General features: G+C 57.5%; 16 protein-coding genes. 4 read left to right on the top strand and 12 right to left on the bottom strand.

What is annotated here, in order from left to right; all coding sequences use genetic code 11:
- Nucleotides 1–275 precede the first annotated feature (275 nt).
- From selB to CVU60_16445, 8 genes are all read right to left on the bottom strand, one after another.
- Complete coding sequence (gene selB, locus CVU60_16410; GenBank protein PKN40278.1) at nucleotides 276–2180, bottom strand: selenocysteine-specific translation elongation factor; 1905 nt, start codon at nucleotides 2178–2180, stop codon at nucleotides 276–278.
- 164 nt (nucleotides 2181–2344) lie between these two features.
- Nucleotides 2345–3706, bottom strand: coding sequence for an aminopeptidase (locus tag CVU60_16415; protein PKN40279.1), 1362 nt, complete (start codon nucleotides 3704–3706; stop codon nucleotides 2345–2347).
- 96 nt (nucleotides 3707–3802) lie between these two features.
- On the bottom strand, nucleotides 3803–3961 hold the full coding sequence (locus tag CVU60_16420) for a rubredoxin (protein PKN40324.1): 159 nt from the start codon (nucleotides 3959–3961) through the stop codon (nucleotides 3803–3805).
- 47 nt (nucleotides 3962–4008) lie between these two features.
- A complete protein-coding gene (locus tag CVU60_16425) occupies nucleotides 4009–5427 on the bottom strand; it encodes a 30S ribosomal protein S1 (protein ID PKN40280.1) in 1419 nt (472 codons plus the stop codon).
- A 29-nt stretch (nucleotides 5428–5456) separates the two neighbouring features.
- Nucleotides 5457–5957: a peptidyl-prolyl cis-trans isomerase A gene (locus tag CVU60_16430; GenBank protein PKN40281.1), complete on the bottom strand. Its 501-nt coding sequence runs from the start codon at nucleotides 5955–5957 to the stop codon at nucleotides 5457–5459.
- Between the two features lie 471 nt (nucleotides 5958–6428).
- Nucleotides 6429–7370, bottom strand: a complete 942-nt coding sequence (locus CVU60_16435; protein ID PKN40282.1) for a cation-efflux pump — start codon at nucleotides 7368–7370, stop codon at nucleotides 6429–6431.
- A 10-nt stretch (nucleotides 7371–7380) separates the two neighbouring features.
- Complete coding sequence (locus CVU60_16440; GenBank protein ID PKN40325.1) at nucleotides 7381–7722, bottom strand: cupin domain-containing protein; 342 nt, start codon at nucleotides 7720–7722, stop codon at nucleotides 7381–7383.
- A gap of 44 nt (nucleotides 7723–7766) precedes the next feature.
- Entirely contained in the window at nucleotides 7767–8345 is a 579-nt protein-coding gene (locus tag CVU60_16445) for a hypothetical protein (protein PKN40283.1), read from the bottom strand.
- A gap of 245 nt (nucleotides 8346–8590) precedes the next feature.
- On the opposite strand from CVU60_16445, the gene CVU60_16450 reads away from it, so the two are divergent.
- Together CVU60_16450 and CVU60_16455 are read left to right on the top strand one after the other, a co-directional pair.
- A complete protein-coding gene (locus CVU60_16450; GenBank protein ID PKN40326.1) occupies nucleotides 8591–9175 on the top strand; it encodes a TetR/AcrR family transcriptional regulator in 585 nt (194 codons plus the stop codon).
- 668 nt (nucleotides 9176–9843) lie between these two features.
- Nucleotides 9844–11253 (top strand): peptidase M23, encoded by a 1410-nt coding sequence (locus tag CVU60_16455; GenBank protein ID PKN40284.1) that lies wholly within the window; start codon nucleotides 9844–9846, stop codon nucleotides 11251–11253.
- 87 nt (nucleotides 11254–11340) lie between these two features.
- On the opposite strand, the gene CVU60_16460 is transcribed toward CVU60_16455, so the two are convergent.
- On the bottom strand, nucleotides 11341–12102 hold the full coding sequence (locus tag CVU60_16460) for a hypothetical protein (GenBank protein PKN40285.1): 762 nt from the start codon (nucleotides 12100–12102) through the stop codon (nucleotides 11341–11343).
- A 239-nt stretch (nucleotides 12103–12341) separates the two neighbouring features.
- Here CVU60_16460 and CVU60_16465 point away from each other — a divergent pair, with 239 nt between their 5' ends.
- Together CVU60_16465 and CVU60_16470 are read left to right on the top strand one after the other, a co-directional pair.
- The gene (locus CVU60_16465) at nucleotides 12342–13262 is read left to right on the top strand and encodes a diguanylate cyclase response regulator (protein PKN40327.1); all 921 of its coding nucleotides are present in this window, start codon (nucleotides 12342–12344) and stop codon (nucleotides 13260–13262) included.
- Nucleotides 13263–13352: 90 nt separating this feature from the next.
- Complete coding sequence (locus CVU60_16470) at nucleotides 13353–13877, top strand: protease (protein PKN40286.1); 525 nt, start codon at nucleotides 13353–13355, stop codon at nucleotides 13875–13877.
- Nucleotides 13878–13901: 24 nt separating this feature from the next.
- Here the strand turns inward: CVU60_16470 and CVU60_16475 are convergent, their stop codons facing one another.
- From CVU60_16475 to CVU60_16485, 3 genes are read right to left on the bottom strand one after another with little or no spacing between them, the layout of a single operon-like run.
- Nucleotides 13902–14804, bottom strand: coding sequence for a response regulator (locus tag CVU60_16475; protein PKN40287.1), 903 nt, complete (start codon nucleotides 14802–14804; stop codon nucleotides 13902–13904).
- Between the two features lie 32 nt (nucleotides 14805–14836).
- Complete coding sequence (locus tag CVU60_16480; GenBank protein ID PKN40288.1) at nucleotides 14837–15250, bottom strand: two-component system response regulator; 414 nt, start codon at nucleotides 15248–15250, stop codon at nucleotides 14837–14839.
- A 59-nt stretch (nucleotides 15251–15309) separates the two neighbouring features.
- Nucleotides 15310–16989, bottom strand: a complete 1680-nt coding sequence (locus CVU60_16485; protein PKN40289.1) for a hypothetical protein — start codon at nucleotides 16987–16989, stop codon at nucleotides 15310–15312.
- Nucleotides 16990–16992 lie beyond the last annotated feature (3 nt).

Raw genomic sequence — 16992 nt, forward strand, 5'->3', positions numbered from 1 at the left:
CAACGCGCTGCTCCCGCCCAAAACTCAAGGCCGGGAAGCATTACGAGGCCCGCGAGGGAGTTCCGGCAGACCTTGCCCGGCACGCGACGGAACGCGACCCACCGTGAAAAGTATGCCTCCGGCGGGCAGGGGACTCATCCCCTGCACCCCTTGCAGTACTCTTTTTCCCGCAACGCTTTGCAGCAACGAAGTCCGAAACCCCTCAATAAAAAAGGCACGAATTTCCGTTTTTCCGAAAATTCGTGCCTCTACCTGAACCGTCGACAAAAAATCAGTTACCTCTTGCGAATCTGCCTCTTGTCCCCAATACGCATGGTGATCTTTTCCTTGTCCAGGTATTCGAGCACCGGAATGGCGAACTTTCGGGTCAGTTCCGTCAGATCGCGGAAATCCTGGGGGCCCATTTCCTGGTTGGATTCGAAGAACCCCCGCACGCGGGCGATGATTTCGTCCATGGCCGTCTTGGCGTAGTAGAACTCCTCGCTGACCTTGATGAGCACGCCCTCTTCCATGAGCAGCCGGTACATCTGCGCAACGTCCTTGGCGGCCAGCCCGTTCTCCTCCAGAAACGCCTTGGTGGTCGGCGGCATGAATCCCGCCTGCATGTAGGCCGTTTCCATCAGCGTTCGCAGGCCCGACTGATCCGAAGCCAGGGAGACCACATGCCCGGGCAGGCGCAGGATGTCTGCTTCGAGCAGTACCTGCCCTGATTTGACCAGTCTTTCGACCAGGAAATGCACCAGTTTGGGATGCATGCCCCGCCCGAATCCAGAAATCAGCTCGGCCCGCGACAAGCCCTGACGCATGGGCTCGCGCCGATGGTATTCGCCCAGATATTCGAGGCAGTTCCCGGCCAGACCATCGAGCACATCCGCGCCCACGAAGCGCTTGTCGTCGCGGTCGAACTGGAAGGCCAGCTGTTTTCCGCCCAGGATCTGCAAGGTCTTGTCGAGAAGCCTGGACTCCATGTCGGTCATGATGCGCAGCTCGGCCACGGTCAGACCTCCGCGTCCGGCCAGCCGCAGCTGGGCCAGGAGCAGCTCTTCGCCCGTTGCGGCGCCAAGGCTGGACAGAGTTTCCATATCCTTGGAATGACGGCGCACCTTGCGACCCAAAGGATTGATGATCCGCCCACCGGCCACGGTCTGCAGGGGAGAGAACGAACGCACGATGCAGCGATCCCCGTATACGCCGGGCAGCGGGCGAGGGAAGCGGACCTGGCAGATCGCTGTCTCGCCGGGTTCGAGCTTGTCGCGATCGAGAAAAAAGAGCTTGGCCAGGACCTCACGCGAGCCGTGATGAAAATGGACTTCCGTGCGGTGCTTCAGGGGGTTGGGCGAAGACGACAGGCAGGTCATTTCCACGTCCCAAACCATGGATGGAAAAAGAGTCTGGGGATGAGCCAGCACTTCGCCGCGTTCGAGTTCCGCCACTTCCAGGCCATACAGGTTGACGGCGGTGCGCTCGCCGGCGTGAGCCGTTTCCGCGGCAGTGCCATGCACCTGCAGGCCGCGCACCTTTGAACGATGCCCGGACGGGACGATCTCAATCTCATCGCCCAGGCGCAGGGCTCCGGAAATGGAAGTTCCGGTCACGACCGTGCCGTGGCCCTTCATGGTGAAGACGCGGTCCACCGGCAGGCGGAACAGATCCGAACGCCGGTCCGGGGCAAAAGTCGAAGACAGTTCGGCGATATGTCCCTTGAGTTCTTCCAGTCCCGCGCCGGTGTGGGCCGAAACCGGAACGATGGGCGCACCTTCCAGAAACGATCCGGCCAGATACGCCTCCACTTCCTCGTGCACCAGATCAAGCCAATCCGCCTCGACCATGTCCGTCTTGGTCAGGGCCACAAGCCCGGCCCGGATGCCGAGCAACGAGCAGATTTCAAGGTGCTCCCGGGTCTGGGGCATGATGCCTTCGTCGGCGGCAATGACCAGGAGCACGAAATCGATGCCCGCCGCCCCGGAGACCATGTTCTTCACGAAACGCTCGTGACCGGGCACGTCGATGATGCCGAGGCGAACTTCGGGGGTCAGATCCAGGTAGGCGAAGCCCAGCTCGATGGTGATGCCGCGCTTCTGCTCTTCGGCCAGCCGGTCGCAGTTGATGCCGGTCAGGGCCTTGATGAGGCTCGTCTTGCCGTGGTCGATATGTCCGGCCGTACCCATGATGACAGGCATCTGAAACTCCTGGCTGACTGTTGAGAAATGCAAAATCCGCAGGCCGCTCAAAAATGGCGAGGTGCAAGGAAGCGAAAAAATCCAGGGCGCGCAGTGTATTGCGCATACATAAGCGGTCTGGATTTTTTCGCTGACGCTGCAGATTGCCGTTTTTCAGCGGCCTGCTAGCTGCGATAAAAAGCGTTGTAGGCCTGCACCGTGGCCAAAAGATCGACCTTGGAACTGATCTCGAAGGGGCTATGCATGGACAACACTCCGGGCCCGAAATCTATGATCTCCATGCCGTAGATCGCCAGTTCCTTGGCTACCGTGCCGCCCCCGCCCTCATCCACCTTGCCCATTTCGGCCATCTGCCAGGGGATGTTTTCTGCGGTCAGCAGTTTCCTGAACCAGGCCACGTATTCGCAGTCGGCCTCGCTGGCGCCGTACTTGCCGCCGTGTCCGGTGAACTTTGAAAAGACGGGGCCAAAGCCAAGCAGCGAGGCGTTGTATTTGTCGTGCACGTCCTGATAGTCCGGGTCCATGGGACAGTGCACGTCGGCGGACACGGCCTTGGTCCGGCCCAGCACGTGGCGCAACCGGGTGTCAGGCTCCCAGGCATCGAGGATGTCGTCCAGGGCGTATTCCATGAAGCGGGATTTGGCGCCGGTCGCACCGTCGGAACCGATCTCCTCCTTGTCCCACAGCAGGAGAATCTGGGTGTGATCCCCTTTTGACGCGTCCATGAAGGCCCTGAAAGCAGCGAACACGCACAGACGGTCGTCCTGACCGTATCCGCCGAGCAGGGCGCGGTCCAGGCCCACGAAGCGGGCCTTGCCCGCAGGCACGATCTGCAGTTCGGCGCTGTAGAGGTCCTCCTCACGGATGGCGTAACGCTCGAAAAGAAGCTCCAGCACCCGCTGGCGAACCTTGGCGTCCTCGTCGGTGTCGGCCGGTTCATGGCCGATGGCAATATTGAGCTTCTCGGCCACGAAAGCCTTCTCCACCGTTTCCTCGCGCTGCTTGCGGGCCAGATGCGGCAACAGGTCAAGAACCGTAAAGACGGGATCATTCTCGTCCTCGCCGATGCAGACCGTAATGACACGGCCGTCCATGCCGACAATGGTGCCGTGCAGAGCCAGGGGCCGGGCCAGCCACTGGTATTTCTTGAGGCCGCCGTAGTAGTGGGTTTTCATCAGCGCGACCTGACATTCCTCGTGCAGCGGATGCTGCTTGAGATCCAGGTGCGGGGTGTCGACATGAGCCGTGATCAGGCGCAGGCCCTCTGACAAAGGCTTGTTCCCCCTCCGGGCCAGCAGAACGGCCTTGGCGCGAAAGGGCAGGATGACCAATTCCTGACCGAGGTCAGCCGAGAACCCGCAGGCCTCGGCCTGCTCGGCCACCCAGGCAACGGTTTCGCGCTCGGTCTTGCAGCGGGTCAGAAAATCAAGAAATTCTCCCGCCAGCACATCCATGGCGTCCCTGTCAGAACCGGTCCCGTAGCGTTCCCAGCAACTCGCCGCCTTGTGCTTCAGCACCTCGTCCATGATCAACCTCCACGTACAGCCCGGACAATTTACCCGGAAATGAAAAAGGGAGCGGAATCACTTCCTGCTCCCCACGAAACAAAGGACAATCCGGCATCAATCCATCTTGTCGAAAAACTCTTTTTCCGCGCCGCACTTGGGGCAAACCCAATCTTCGGGCAGATCCTCGAAAGCCGTGCCAGCGGGGATGTTATTCTCCGCATCGCCTTCAGCCGGATCGTAGACATAGCCACACGGACATTCCCATCTTTCCATGGCCATAGAAGCCTCCATTGGATTTAAGGTTAAATCTCTTGAACAGTTTAGCTTTTTTTCTTCAGGGCCTCGGCCAGGGCGCTGCCCAGAGAACCCATGTCAGTACCGGAAGACTGGGGCTTGTAGCCTTTCCAGTCCGACACTTCCTCTTTCTTGCCGGTGCCCAGGCTGATCTTGCGCTCACGGGTATTCACGCTCTCGATGCTGACCACCACGGTATCACCGGGAGCCAGCTTGTCGAATTTGACCTCGCCCTCTGCCCTGGACATGACCGACTGAGGCAGAAGTCCGGTCACGCCCGGCTCCAGGGAAATGAAGAGGCCGAACTGCTGGCGTTTTTCCACAGTGCCCTGCACGGTCTGGCCCACGGGATATTTCTCGGCCACATTGAGCCACGGATCGCCTTCGGCGTCACGCATGCTGAGTGAAATGCGCTGCTTCTCCACATCGATCTGCTTGATCACGGCCGCAACCACGTCGCCGACCTGGACCACATCGCCCGGCTTGTTGATACGCTTGGCGTAGCTCATCTCACTGACGTGAACCAGACCTTCGATGCCGGGTGCAATCTCCACGAAGGCGCCAAAATCCATGAGCTTGACTACCTTGCCCGTGACCTTGTCGCCGTCCTTGAAGCGCTCGCCCACGGTCTTCCAGGGATCGTCCTGCGCCTGCTTGATCGACAGGGACAGACGTGTCTCGCCGGGTTTCTTACCGGCGCTTGTACCCAGATATTTGACCCGCACCTTGTCGCCAACGCTCAGGATCTCTTCGGGGCTCTGAATTCTGGCCCAGGAAATTTCGGAAATGTGCACCAGCCCTTCAACGCCCGGAACCAGCTCCACGAAGGCGCCGAAAGCGGCCAGTCGGGTGACCGTGCCTTCAACGATATCACCGTTGCTGACAGTCTCGAAAAAGCTGGCGCTGGCCTGCTTCTGCTCTTCTTCGAGCAGGGCCCGGCGGGACACGACAATGTTGCGCCCATTCTCGGAGACCTTGGTGATCCTAAACTGCAGGGTCTGCCCGACATAATCCTCGGGGGTCGCGACATAGCGCGCGTCGATCTGGGAAACCGGGCAGAAGGCACGATGCTTCAGTACCTCGACATGAAAGCCGCCCTTGATCTGCTCGCGCACCTTCCCTTCCACCGGCACACCGCTGTTATAGGCGTCTTCAAGCATATTGAGGCCGCCGATGCCGGTCATGGCCTTGGACAGACGCACGCTGTCGTCAGTCACGCCCACCACGTAAAGTTCCAGCGTGTCGCCTTCGGCAACACTCAGCTCTCCGTCGTCGTTCAGCAATTCCTCGCGGTCAACGATGCCGTCCACGGCTGTTCCGCAATCCACGAAAGCCGCCTTCTGACCAATGGAAATCACTGTTCCGGAAATCTTGTCCCCTGCCTTGAGGGCTGTCTTGCGCTGGGATTCATAGGATGCGAACAGCTCGGCAAAATCTTCACTCATGATTGACTACCTTACTTCACCGTAAACCGTCATTCGAAACGGGTAATGGAGTTAATGGACACCTGATCGGCGGGTGCGTGTTCGTGATCGCCCTGGGCTTTGACCCGGACTTTTTCAATTTTCTTGACCACATCCATCCCGTCAATGACCTGACCGAAAACGCAATAGCCGAACTCGTCCTCTCCCTGATGATCAAGGTCCGGGTTATCGACCGTGTTGACAAAAAACTGGGCGCAGGCGCTGTGCGGATCGGCGGTGCGAGCCATGGCCACGGTGCCTTCGAGATTCTTGAGGCCGTTTGCGGCCTCATTGACGACAGGCGGCCGGGTGGGCTTTTCACGCATCATGTTGTCGAGTCCGCCGCCCTGAACCATGAAGCCCTTGACGACCCTGTGGATCAGGGTGCCTACATAGAAATCATCGTCCACATAACCCAAAAAATTGGCCACGCTCAGCGGCGCCTTGTCCGCGAACAGCTCGACCAGAAATTCTCCTTTGGTCGTGTCCACCAGGACCACCGGATTGCTCATTCTTCCCTCCAGAAAATGGTCTCCAATAAAGGAGCATAAAAATATACGGCTCTCCCCAATTTGGCAAACTCTTTGCCGGGTCCCGGCCAAATGGATTCCAGGGAGCAGCGGGCCCTCACATAAAGCCGGAAATCGCAGGACATGCCAGCCTCCACCAACCAAGACAACAGACCTGGATCATTCATTAAATGGATCACAAAGCTCGTCTTTCAGACCGCCCGGGCGTTGCTTTGGCCCGAAGCCGCAGCACGCCACCTGGCCCTCAATCATTCTTGCCCTTGCGGTATCCTTCCTTGAAATCGTCGGCCGCGTTCTCGACGCCCTTGACGGTTTTGCCGGTAACTTCACCCACGGTCGAACAGCCGGCACCCAAAAAAGCTGCCAGGCAGATCAACACTACCCATTTTTTCCACATTGAAACCTCCATCGCGGATACGCAACGGTACAGCAAAACCCCGCAGCGCACTTTGTTCAATTCTGCCTGCCTTTTTGGCAGGCGGACCTGTCGCAAAGACCTCCCACCTTCCAGCCGTCGAACGAGGCATAATCCTCGCGTGGCTCCACATGAATGGTGATCTGGCTTCCCGGCAGGCCGGTCTTGATGGCTTCCTCGATCTCGCAGCACAGGTCGTGCGACTCCTGCACCGTCATGGCTCCGGGAACGAGCAAGTGAAAATCCACGAAGCGGACGACTCCTGACTTGCGCGTGCGCAGGGCGTGAAATCCCGATTCGCTTCCGCCGATGCGCCTTATGGCATCCGTGATCAGGGCCACTTCATCAGAGGGCAGGCCGACGTCCATGAGTCCCGAGGCGGAGCGGCGAACCAGCCCCGCCCCGGTCCAGATGATGTTGCCGGACATGATCAGAGCCAGGATCGGATCGAGCACCTGCCAGGACGGCGGCGCGAAATGCATGACCGACAAGGCAGCCACCAGCCCGGCCGAGGTCCAGACGTCGGTCAAGAGATGCTTGGCGTCGGCCTCAAGCACGATGCTGTCGTATTCCCGGGCCGCCCGGAGCATTATCCTGGCCACTGCAAAATTGACGGCTCCCGCCAGGGTGGCCACCACGATGCCAGCACCCAGAAAATGCAATTCCTGTGGGTGCAAAAAGCGCTGCACCGAGGCATAGGCGATACCCAGAGCCGCGATACAGATCAATATGCCTTCCATCCCGCTGGAAAAATATTCGACCTTGCCATGCCCGTAGGCATGGCTCTGATCAGCAGGACGGTGGGCCAGAACAATGGCCATGAGCGCGATGATTCCTGCGGTCAGATTGACCACGGACTCCACGGCATCGGAAAACAGGCCCACCGACCCGGTCAGGAAAAACGCCCCGAACTTGAGGGCCATGGTCAACAGTGAAGCGCCTATGGAGAGGTAGGCATATTTTCGGGCTTGGGCCAACATCGCGGACCTCTTAGATTTCAGGCGCTCCGGAGGGAACCAGACATATGAATGTCAGCGCCGAGTCTCCGGCGTTGCGGATTTGATGCTCTTCGTCACCAGGAACAAAGACCGCGTCTCCGGAGGTGACACGGACCCATTGGTCGTCGTGAAAAACCTCGCCTTCGCCTGCGTGAAAAAAAATCTCGTGCTCCCAGGCATGGGTATGACGCGGTGTATGTCCTCCTGGGGCAAGATCAAAACGGCGCATGCAGAAATTGTTTGCGCCGTCGACGCGGCCAATAACCACCCTGCCCGTCACCCCCCGAGCGACCTCGGAATCAAAATGCACGGCCTGTGCGGCCGTTGTTGGCATGATTTTCACTTTATCCTTCCCTTCCGGCGCGGTGCAAGGCCGGATCAATAATTCCAGACATCAAAGAAATTGAACCCTATGAGAACATGCACATCCTTGCGCACGGACAGAAAAACGCTTCCACGCACCGGACAGAAGGAAAACTTTCCATTGTCCAGCATCCAAAAATCGTCCGCAAGATCCTGAACAATGGCAAAGGAATGCCTTCTGCCAGCAAACTCGACCGAAACCACGCCCAGGGAGTCGTCGGGAAAACCGGCATCACGCAACCGGTGCATGATGGCTATGGACTGATCCAGGCTGATCCCCCGACCCTCGTTCATGGTCACCGACGAGGGACGCCACAGATCTCCAAGCTCGTGCCGGATCTCAAGCAGGGTCCGTCGGTGAATGCGGCGCATGAGAGGCAGATCCACCGCGCCCTTGATCTCTTTGACCGGGCGGTCGTTTTCAAATGTCATGGACTCAATCTGTGCCTTTTGCCAAGCGCAGACATCGTCATAAAGTGGACTGTTGCGAACCCGGTCATTCTTGACCAGGGCCCTCTTGCCCGGGCGCAGTCCGTAAAGACGGGCGCGCAGGGCTGACAGAATGTATCCGGACCAGTATTTCAAGGTATTCATTCATTGCTCCTTGCCGACGATGGACGCTTCTTATTCAAGATCAGGGCGTTGTTTGTCAATTTATGCGAACCACCGCGCCGCGTTGACAAAAAACAAGACGACGCATATTGATTGGGTATTCAATTTAAAGAGTTAGCTTGTTTTTTCCGCCTGCGCGTTCCTGAATGACCGCCGGGCGCACATTTTTCAACGCTTCGGCTCGCCCTTTTTCGTTACCCACCATCAGACGCACGAGTAAAACCATCATGGCCACGGGACCGACAAAAAAAGAACTGCTACTCAAGGCTGCCAAGGAACTGTTCAGCGAACACGGTTATTCGGAAACGACGTTCAAGAAAATCTCGGAACGGGCCGGCGTGGCTCTTGGACTTCTGACTCATCACTTCGGCAACAAGGAAAAACTCTTCCTCACCGCCGGCCTCGATGTCGTGCACGAACTCGTGCTGACCATGCGCACCAACCTGCAAGGCGTTCCCAATGGCCTTGAGGCGGTCCGCACCTTCGCCAAGACCTATTTCGACTTCGCCCGCAATCCGCGTCAGGACTTTATGGTTCTGGTGCGCTGTTCACCCTTCAGCGACCTGAAGACCGTCGAGGACAAGGACGTGATGATCCGCAACTTCTCGGAACTTTACGAAATCCTGGAAGAATGTGTGGAACGCGGGGTTCGGGACGGCAGCATACGCGATCTCGACCCTCACGAAACATCTGTCGTCGTTTTCTGCAACCTGGTCGGCGGCATCCGGCACGGCCTGCTGACTCCTTACGGAGACGAAGGTCTGTTCGAAGACATCGTTGAATTTGTCATTTATGGCCTAAAGGCCCGCTAGACGGACTCTTTGACCTGATTTTTCCAATTGGCCTTTTGCTCTGGCACGGTGTAGTGGGAACAAATCTCCCAGACACTTTATTTTAGCGCCCCCGCGGACGGTGCAGGAGCCGACCATGTTTGAAAAAAGAAAATGGCCACGATTCGCATGTCTGGAATCCTGCCACATGCATCCCGGTACGGACAACGCCATGACGCGCCCCTCGCGGGTACTCAACTACAGCTACAACGGGCTTCTGCTCGAAACGGACATGCCGCTCGGAGCAGGGCAATACGTCAAGGTCGATGTGCAACGACATCGACAACGTCCTCACCGGGATGGGAAAACGCGTCGGGCGAGTGCGCTGGTGTACGACCCGGCCCGAAGAATTTTCAGGCTTCTTCGAGATGGGCATCGAGATGCTCGGCGGCGTCAGCGACGAAGTCTTCAGCTGGAAAACACCCCGCTAGACGACTCGCAGGAAGGCAGCCAGAACGGCTCCACGGTTGCTGCAATCTTCAGTCAAAGCGCTCACGAATCTTTGAAGCCCTCTTCGGAGAAACAAGTGCTTGAGCTTGACGTCCTACACAGCTATGAGACCACCATCAATTCAACGCAAAGCCCGGGCATGGCCATGCACCGCCGATTGAAGCATCATCTGGGCCATCGCCTAAACCGCATATGGACGTATGACAAAAAAGAATCGACATAAAATCCACCGGCCGGCCAATCTCTCCCTGAAGCGCAAACCCGGGTTGTCTCGTCTCACCATGCCTTTCTTTGCATTCATGGGGGCGCTGGTCATCGGGGCTGCCATTTTTTTCAACTTCCTCGCTCCCAACGAAACCCAGTCCAGCATCGACTGGAGTGCTCAAGGCATAACCACCCGCCACGAATACCAGCACCAGGACATTGAAGACGACGGAGCTTTCGCCGACCAGCAGCAAGAAGAGGAACTGCCTGAAGCATGCGCCCCGCGGGAACCGGAAATCACCCGCATGAGCGACACCATCAAGAGCGGAGATACTCCCTCGACGCTCCTGGAAGGCCACCTCGGGCTTTCCGAGATTTATTCCCTGTGCAACGAAAGCAGGGAATTCTATCCCCTGGACAATCTCAGGGCCGGCCAGCCATGGACCATGATCTACTCCAACAAGGCCCTCATCGGCCTGGAGTATGAAATCGATTCCAACGAGCGGTTGGTGGTGTCCCTGAGCGATTCCGGATATGAATTCAAGCGCGAAGCCATCCCCTACGAGATGGAGACAAAGACCGTATCGGGAGTGATTGAAAGCAGCCTGTTCGGCGCGGTGACCGCCAGCGGCGAAAGCGAGGAACTGGCTCTCAGGCTGGGCAACGTTTTCGCGTATGACGTCGACTTTACGCGGGATCTGCGCACCGGAGACTCGTTCAAGATCATCGTCGAAAAAAAATTCAGGGAAGGCAAATTCGTCGGATACGGACAGCTCATGGCGGCCAGCTTCACCAACCAGGGGCAGACCTACCACGCCTACCAGTACACGGACAAAAAAGGCAACACCGCCTACTATGACGAAAAAGGGCGACCGCTGCGCAAGGCGTTCCTCAAATCCCCGCTTCCTTTCACGCGCATTTCCTCCGGCTTCTCCATGAGCCGCATGCATCCCATCCTGAAATACAGACGTCCGCACCAGGGCATCGATTACGCCGCACCCTCCGGAACCCCGATCAGCACGGTCGCCGACGGAATCGTGGCGCAGGCGGGCTCCAACAAATCCCAGGGTCGTTTCGTGCGCGTGATCCACAGCAACGGCTATGAGACCATCTACAATCATATGAGCAAATTCGCCAAGGTCTCCAAGAAAGGCGCCAAGGTTAAGCAGGGCCAGACCATCGGCTATGTCGGCAGCACCGGCTACGCTACGGGTCCGCACCTTGACTTCCGCATGAGGCAAAACGGCAAGCTCATCAACCCGCTGAAGCTCAAGACCATGCCGGCCGATCCCATAGCCAAGAAGGAAATGCCGGCGTTCAATGAAGCCGTGGCCGCATACAGGGCGCAGCTCGAAGAGCCCGTCAAATCCGCCAGCCTGGAACCGGCTCCCGCATCCAATCCATAGCCCGGCTCGCCGGGCTTGTGCTCCGGCACGTCGCTCCCGGACAACGCATTCCGCCATCATCCCGGGCCATGTTCTGGCCCGCCTGAATCACAGCGCCGTGACCTGCTCCGGCGTTTCCGGATCCAGGCGCGCAAGACAAACCTCCCGTCCTCCTTCAGGATGACGCATCTGCAAAAGTACCGCGCCGTCCTCCGTCACGGCGTGCCGAACCTCGACCTTGTCCCCGTCCCTGACCTCTCGCGAATGGCGAATGCGCACGCGGCTAAAGGGGGTTTTCATGCCGAACAGACCCAGATGATCCGCAATCCAGTCCAGATAACGCAAGTTGTTCATGTGCCCCAGGGCGTCCATATCGCTCGCACGGACAGTGCGGATGTCCGAGAGGCAACCGTCCTGTGGTGTCTGCAATGCCGGCTGTGGCTGCCCGAAGACGGATGCCGGCATGACCCCGGCCGACAGGTGGAAAAAGGAATCGGCCTTGCACGGACGTCTGCTCGCCAGATCCAGTCCGAGCCAGGCGCTGGTTCCAAGGGCGACCAGATGGCCGCTCTCGTCAAGAATGCGGTAATCGCGATGGCAGAGAATCCTTTCGGCCCGTGTGGGCCAGGTCAAGATCCGCAATGATTCCCCCAGGCCGGGACGACGCGACACGTGCATGGCCTGTTCGCGCAGCACCCACGCCAGGTTCCTTTCGGCCAGCCGCTCCATGCCAAACCCGAGGCGCTCGGCGTGCCATCCAGCGCTCTCCTGGGCAAAACGGCACAGGGCCGCAAACGTTATCCTCCCGGTTGCATCGGAGTGGCAAAGCTGAATCTTCCTGTTTTGCTCAAAAATCATTTCTTCATTCATATCGATCAAATATCCCTATTTTTTATTAACTGGCGTTTTTTTGGAGGTCACATCAAATCTGCAGAATGGCCTCACGCACTCGGCCGGGGATGTGGACTTCATGTTTTTTTTCGCAACGCCCAAGGACCTCAGTTGCATGATCGACCAAAGATGCTTAGGAATGCAGTTAGATCAAAAACGAGATCCCATGAGTTCATGTGCTTTTGTCACGCGTAAAATCCGGAGGAGCAGCCATTATCATATCCCCTTTTCCGATCAAAAACACGATCTTGATCGTTGATGACGAACCCGTCAACATCAAGGCACTCGAAATCGTCCTGGGAGACGAGCACGATCTCGTCTACGCCACCACGGGAGAAATGGCCCTGGAAATGGCCCGCAAGGAACAACAGCCGGACCTCATCCTCATGGACATCGTCATGCCCGGCCTGGATGGTTTTGAGGTTTGCGCCGAACTCAAGAAGGACGAAAGGACCCGCAACATCCCAGTGGTTTTTCTGACCGCCAAATGGGAGACCTGCGAAGAGGCCAAGGGTCTTGAGCTTGGGGCCGTGGACTACATACGCAAACCTTTCAGCCCTCCGATCATTCGTGCACGGATACGAAATCATCTGGAACTCAAGAGAAACCGCGACCTGCTCCAAAACCTCTCCACCCTGGATAGTCTGACCAACATCCCCAACCGGCGCAGGTTCGATGAGATATTCGTCCACGAATGGACCAGGGCTCTGCGCACGAAATCTCCGCTGTCCCTGCTCTTCATCGATATCGACCATTTCAAGAACTACAACGACCTCTACGGCCATGTAACTGGCGACAACTGCCTCAAGACCGTGACCCGGGTTCTTCAGTCCTCGCTTGGCCGCCCGGCCGACTTTCTGGCCCGATTCGGAGGAGAGGAGTTCATCATCCTGCTCCCCGACACAAGCGAGACCGGTTGCCTTCATCTGGCGGAGAACATTCGTACCGCTCTGAAGTTGCTGCATATCGACCACCAGGACTCGTCGGTCGCGGATTACCTCACCGTGTCCATTGGCGCGGTAACCTGCAACGATGTCGCGCAGAGCAACCGCGTCCAGCTTCTGGAAGAGGCCGACAAGCTGCTCTACCTGGCAAAACACGATGGCCGGAACTGCGTCAGGGCGAAAAGCCTGCCTTGAAAAGGCGGGCAAACTGACTTTGCATTCCGCCCTGATCAAGCTTGAAGTGGTCTAGATGCAAGGAATGACAATCATAACTTCGCGGAGAATATGATGGAACTTAAAGGAAAGAAATTCGTGTTGTTGGTTGAAACGCAGTTCAATGATCATGAATTCTGGTACCCCTATTTCAGACTCAAGGAAGCCGGAGCGCAGGTCGTGGTGGTCTCGGGCAAGGCCGGTCAGAGCTATGAGGGCAAATACGGAACGCCCGCCAAATCCGAAAAGACTCCGGCAGACATCACGGTGGCTGACTTCGCGGGGATCATTGTTCCTGGCGGATACGCCCCCGATCACATGCGCAGGGATCAGAACACGGTCAGCCTGGTCAAGGCCTTCGACCAGCAGGGCAAGATCGTGGCGGCCATCTGCCACGCGGGATGGGTTCTCGTCTCGGCAGGCATCCTCAAGGGGCGCACGGTGACCTCCTTTTTCGCCATCAAGGACGATCTGGTCAACGCCGGGGCCAAATGGCGGGATCACGAGGTCGTCATCGACAGCAACATGATCACCAGCCGTACGCCCGACGATCTCCCTGCCTTCATGCGTGCCATTATTGAAACCTGCAAGGCTTGAGGGCAATCGGGCTAAAGCGAAGGTCTAGCGACGCTGCAGGACCAAGCGGGCTATTTCGTGAAAGAGCTCCTGCTCGCGCACGACGCCCACAATCCTGCCATCCCGACTGACGGCCACGCGGCGGCGGTTTTCCGCACACAAAAGGTCGGCCACCTGCATCAGATTGGCTTCACTATCCACCACCGGGGGTCTTGGGTTCATGATGTCGCGCACGCATTTGGACTCAAGGTCGCGAACCCGCGTATTGAAAAGTCCCTGCCAGAAAATTCCCGAATATTTTACGCCATGGTTCGTCGCGCCGTGCGTCGCCGAGATATAGTCCGGCAGAAGCGCCTCGATGAGGTTGCGCATGTTCAGCACGCCCACCAGATCTTCCCCCTCGAACACCAACACCGCGCGGTGGCCGCATTCCATGATCAGCCCCGTGGAAATGAAATTCTCCGCCGCGATCTTGAGGCGTTCTATGCCTTCCTTGACCGTGCTTGATGCCTGCACGCAGGTATATTCGTCGATGGGGATCATGAGCTCGGCAATGGTCCTCTCACGCTCCCGGGGTTCAGGCAGAGAACGAACGGCGTCATGAATACGGGCCACAAGGACTTCCACATCACAGGGCTTGCACAGATAATCAAACGCTCCGACCTCGAAAGCCCTTCGCGCAGCCCTCTCTTCGCCGTGGCCGGTAAGGATGATGACCTTGGTCTTTGGCTTCATGGCCAAAATACGCGGCAAGGCGTCGTCTCCGGTCAGCCCCGGCATCCGCACGTCAAGCAGGAAAACGTCGGGATTGGCGGTTTCCAGAAATTCCAAAGCCTGCTCGCCATTTTCGACCAGACTGACCACAAAGCCCTTGTGTTCCAGAATCTTTGCCATCGTATCCCGAAAACGAGCTTCATCATCAGCGATCACCACATGCGGTCTGCCCACGGCGACTCTCCTTGTATCTTCCTGTAAAAAAATCAGTTATCAGAAGAAAGTTTCCACATCTCATAGGCCGTCTTGATCCTGTCAAGAAGGTGGCTCATTTCTACAGGTTTGATCAAAAAATCAAAAGCGCCGCCGGTCAGACAGACCGCGGCATCGTCCGAAGTGGCATGTCCGGTGAGAATGATCACCTGCACGGCCGGCAGGCTGCCCTTGATTTCCCGCAGCACTTCCTGTCCCGTCATTCCGGGCATCTTCAAGTCAAGCACCACCACCTGGCATTTCTTTTCCTTGAGAATGCCCACCACATCCCTGCCAATGGAACACAGCTCAACGTTAATACCCTTGCGCTTGAATATCTTGGCAGCGGTTTCCAGATAGCTTTCCTCGTCATCGACCAGCAGAACCCGCAATGCATCATCCATAATCACCTCTTCGTAAACTCGCATATACACTGACAGGCCGGGCCTTGCGAGAGAGACCGGCAAGGCGAGGCGGCTCTTCCCCCTCAATCCGCGGAAGATGAAACCCTGGGCAAGAGGAGAAAAAATGTCGAGCCCTGTCCCCTGATACTGGTAAAATCAAGAACCCCCTTCATGCTCTCCACTATGCCATGGCACAGTGACAGTCCAAGACCAGTGCCGCTCCCGGCGGGCTTGGTGGTATAAAAGGGCGTAAAAATGAGCTTCTGCTGATCCGCGCCGATCCCGCTTCCGTTATCCCTGATCTCGACACGCACCTGGTCGCTCCCTTCGGCCGAGCATGAGAGCACGATCTCTCCGGGCCTGACATGTGCGACCTCGCTGACGGCGTACATGGCATTGTTGAGCAGATTGAGAAGCACCTGCTGCAAGCGGCCAGGATCAACATGCACAAGCAGACGCGAAGGAGGCATATCGACCTGCAGGGCAATATTGCTCAGCTGGACCTTCTTTTGGATCATGGTCAAGACTTCAGGGATGAACTTGCCCAGGTCGATGTTTTGCGCCTCGGAGTTTCCCGCCCGGCCGAAACTCAAGATCGAATGGGTGATCCGCGCACAACGGTCGATCTGAAGCTTGAGCTGATTGATGCTTGCAGCCATCTCTTCCACGTCACCAAGAAAAGCGGCGTCTGATGCGGCCCTTTCCCGAAAATCCTGCAAAAGCATCTCCATGTAGGCCTGATCACTTTTCATTATCTGCAGGGGGTTGTTGATCTCGTGTGCAAATCCCGCAGCCATCTCGCCAAGTTCTGCCAGCCGTCCGGCACGGTACAGCTGCTCTCGCAAAGCCTCACGCTCCTCGTCGCGCTGACGCAACATTTTTTCAACGTAGCCGGTCAGATAAAGCGACGAGAGGAAGACAACAATACCCGCGGAAAGCAGGGACATTCCCAAAAAAAGCGCGGTCGAGCCAGTCGCGCTGAAAACCGCGCCCATCTGTTTGCGCGCGGCCAGAATCCATCCGCCATGACGCAAGACAACGCTCGAATAGGCCGTGTCCGAACGCGAGTCATGGAATGCCGTCCCGACCCGCTCCATAAAGACATGTTCAACCAGTCCGCGCTCTCTGGTCAGAATCTGACCGCCGCTTCCGGCAATGACTTCTCCTTCCCGATTGACGAGAAAAAGTTCTGAGCCCCCGTCGCGCACAGCCATGAGCATCTGGGCGAAAATTTCCAAATCAAGGGAAGCGCGCAGAATGAGCGGTTCATCGCCGGAATTTATCCGGAGTGCCAAAATACAGTGGGGAAGCCCCATTTGCCCCGAAATGACGGCACTTACACTGCTCCCCCTTTGCAACGCCTCATCCAGCCACTTTCCAGGGACAATGTGAGTGCCGGTATAAACGCTAGGTCCCGCATATGCCTTCACCAGTCCGTCCGGATTGACCAGGGCAACATCGACAAGCCATTTGTGCTTGACGGAGAGCGTGTCAAAAACATCACGCATTACGGTGGAGTCTGGATACTCGGCCAGATGGACCTGGGCCATCGTCAGATCGCCCAGAAAATCATCCAGAAATACTTCGACGACTCGCGCGCTGCTTGCAGAAAGCAGGGTCAACCGGCCGAGCACCCCCTGCTGCACATGATCCCAAAAAAGATACCCACCCGTCCCAAGCGCCAGGAGCACGGGAATGAACGGCGCCAGCAGCATGGCCGCGAAAAAATTCCGCTTTATGGTTTGTCGTGTGTACTGACGCATGGC

The organism is Deltaproteobacteria bacterium HGW-Deltaproteobacteria-18 (genome assembly GCA_002841885.1).
Classification (GTDB): domain Bacteria; phylum Desulfobacterota; class Desulfovibrionia; order Desulfovibrionales; family Desulfomicrobiaceae; genus Desulfomicrobium.

Coding starts and splice junctions, on each gene's coding strand:
- selB (PKN40278.1), bottom strand. CDS start 2,180: ATGCCTGTCATCATGGGTACGGCCGGACATATCGACCACGGCAAGACG.
- CVU60_16415 (PKN40279.1), bottom strand. CDS start 3,706: ATGGACGAGGTGCTGAAGCACAAGGCGGCGAGTTGCTGGGAACGCTAC.
- CVU60_16420 (PKN40324.1), bottom strand. CDS start 3,961: ATGGAAAGATGGGAATGTCCGTGTGGCTATGTCTACGATCCGGCTGAA.
- CVU60_16425 (PKN40280.1), bottom strand. CDS start 5,427: ATGAGTGAAGATTTTGCCGAGCTGTTCGCATCCTATGAATCCCAGCGC.
- CVU60_16430 (PKN40281.1), bottom strand. CDS start 5,957: ATGAGCAATCCGGTGGTCCTGGTGGACACGACCAAAGGAGAATTTCTG.
- CVU60_16435 (PKN40282.1), bottom strand. CDS start 7,370: ATGTTGGCCCAAGCCCGAAAATATGCCTACCTCTCCATAGGCGCTTCA.
- CVU60_16440 (PKN40325.1), bottom strand. CDS start 7,722: ATGCCAACAACGGCCGCACAGGCCGTGCATTTTGATTCCGAGGTCGCT.
- CVU60_16445 (PKN40283.1), bottom strand. CDS start 8,345: ATGAATACCTTGAAATACTGGTCCGGATACATTCTGTCAGCCCTGCGC.
- CVU60_16450 (PKN40326.1), top strand. CDS start 8,591: ATGGCCACGGGACCGACAAAAAAAGAACTGCTACTCAAGGCTGCCAAG.
- CVU60_16455 (PKN40284.1), top strand. CDS start 9,844: ATGACAAAAAAGAATCGACATAAAATCCACCGGCCGGCCAATCTCTCC.
- CVU60_16460 (PKN40285.1), bottom strand. CDS start 12,102: ATGAATGAAGAAATGATTTTTGAGCAAAACAGGAAGATTCAGCTTTGC.
- CVU60_16470 (PKN40286.1), top strand. CDS start 13,353: ATGATGGAACTTAAAGGAAAGAAATTCGTGTTGTTGGTTGAAACGCAG.
- CVU60_16480 (PKN40288.1), bottom strand. CDS start 15,250: ATGCGAGTTTACGAAGAGGTGATTATGGATGATGCATTGCGGGTTCTG.
- CVU60_16485 (PKN40289.1), bottom strand. CDS start 16,989: ATGCGTCAGTACACACGACAAACCATAAAGCGGAATTTTTTCGCGGCC.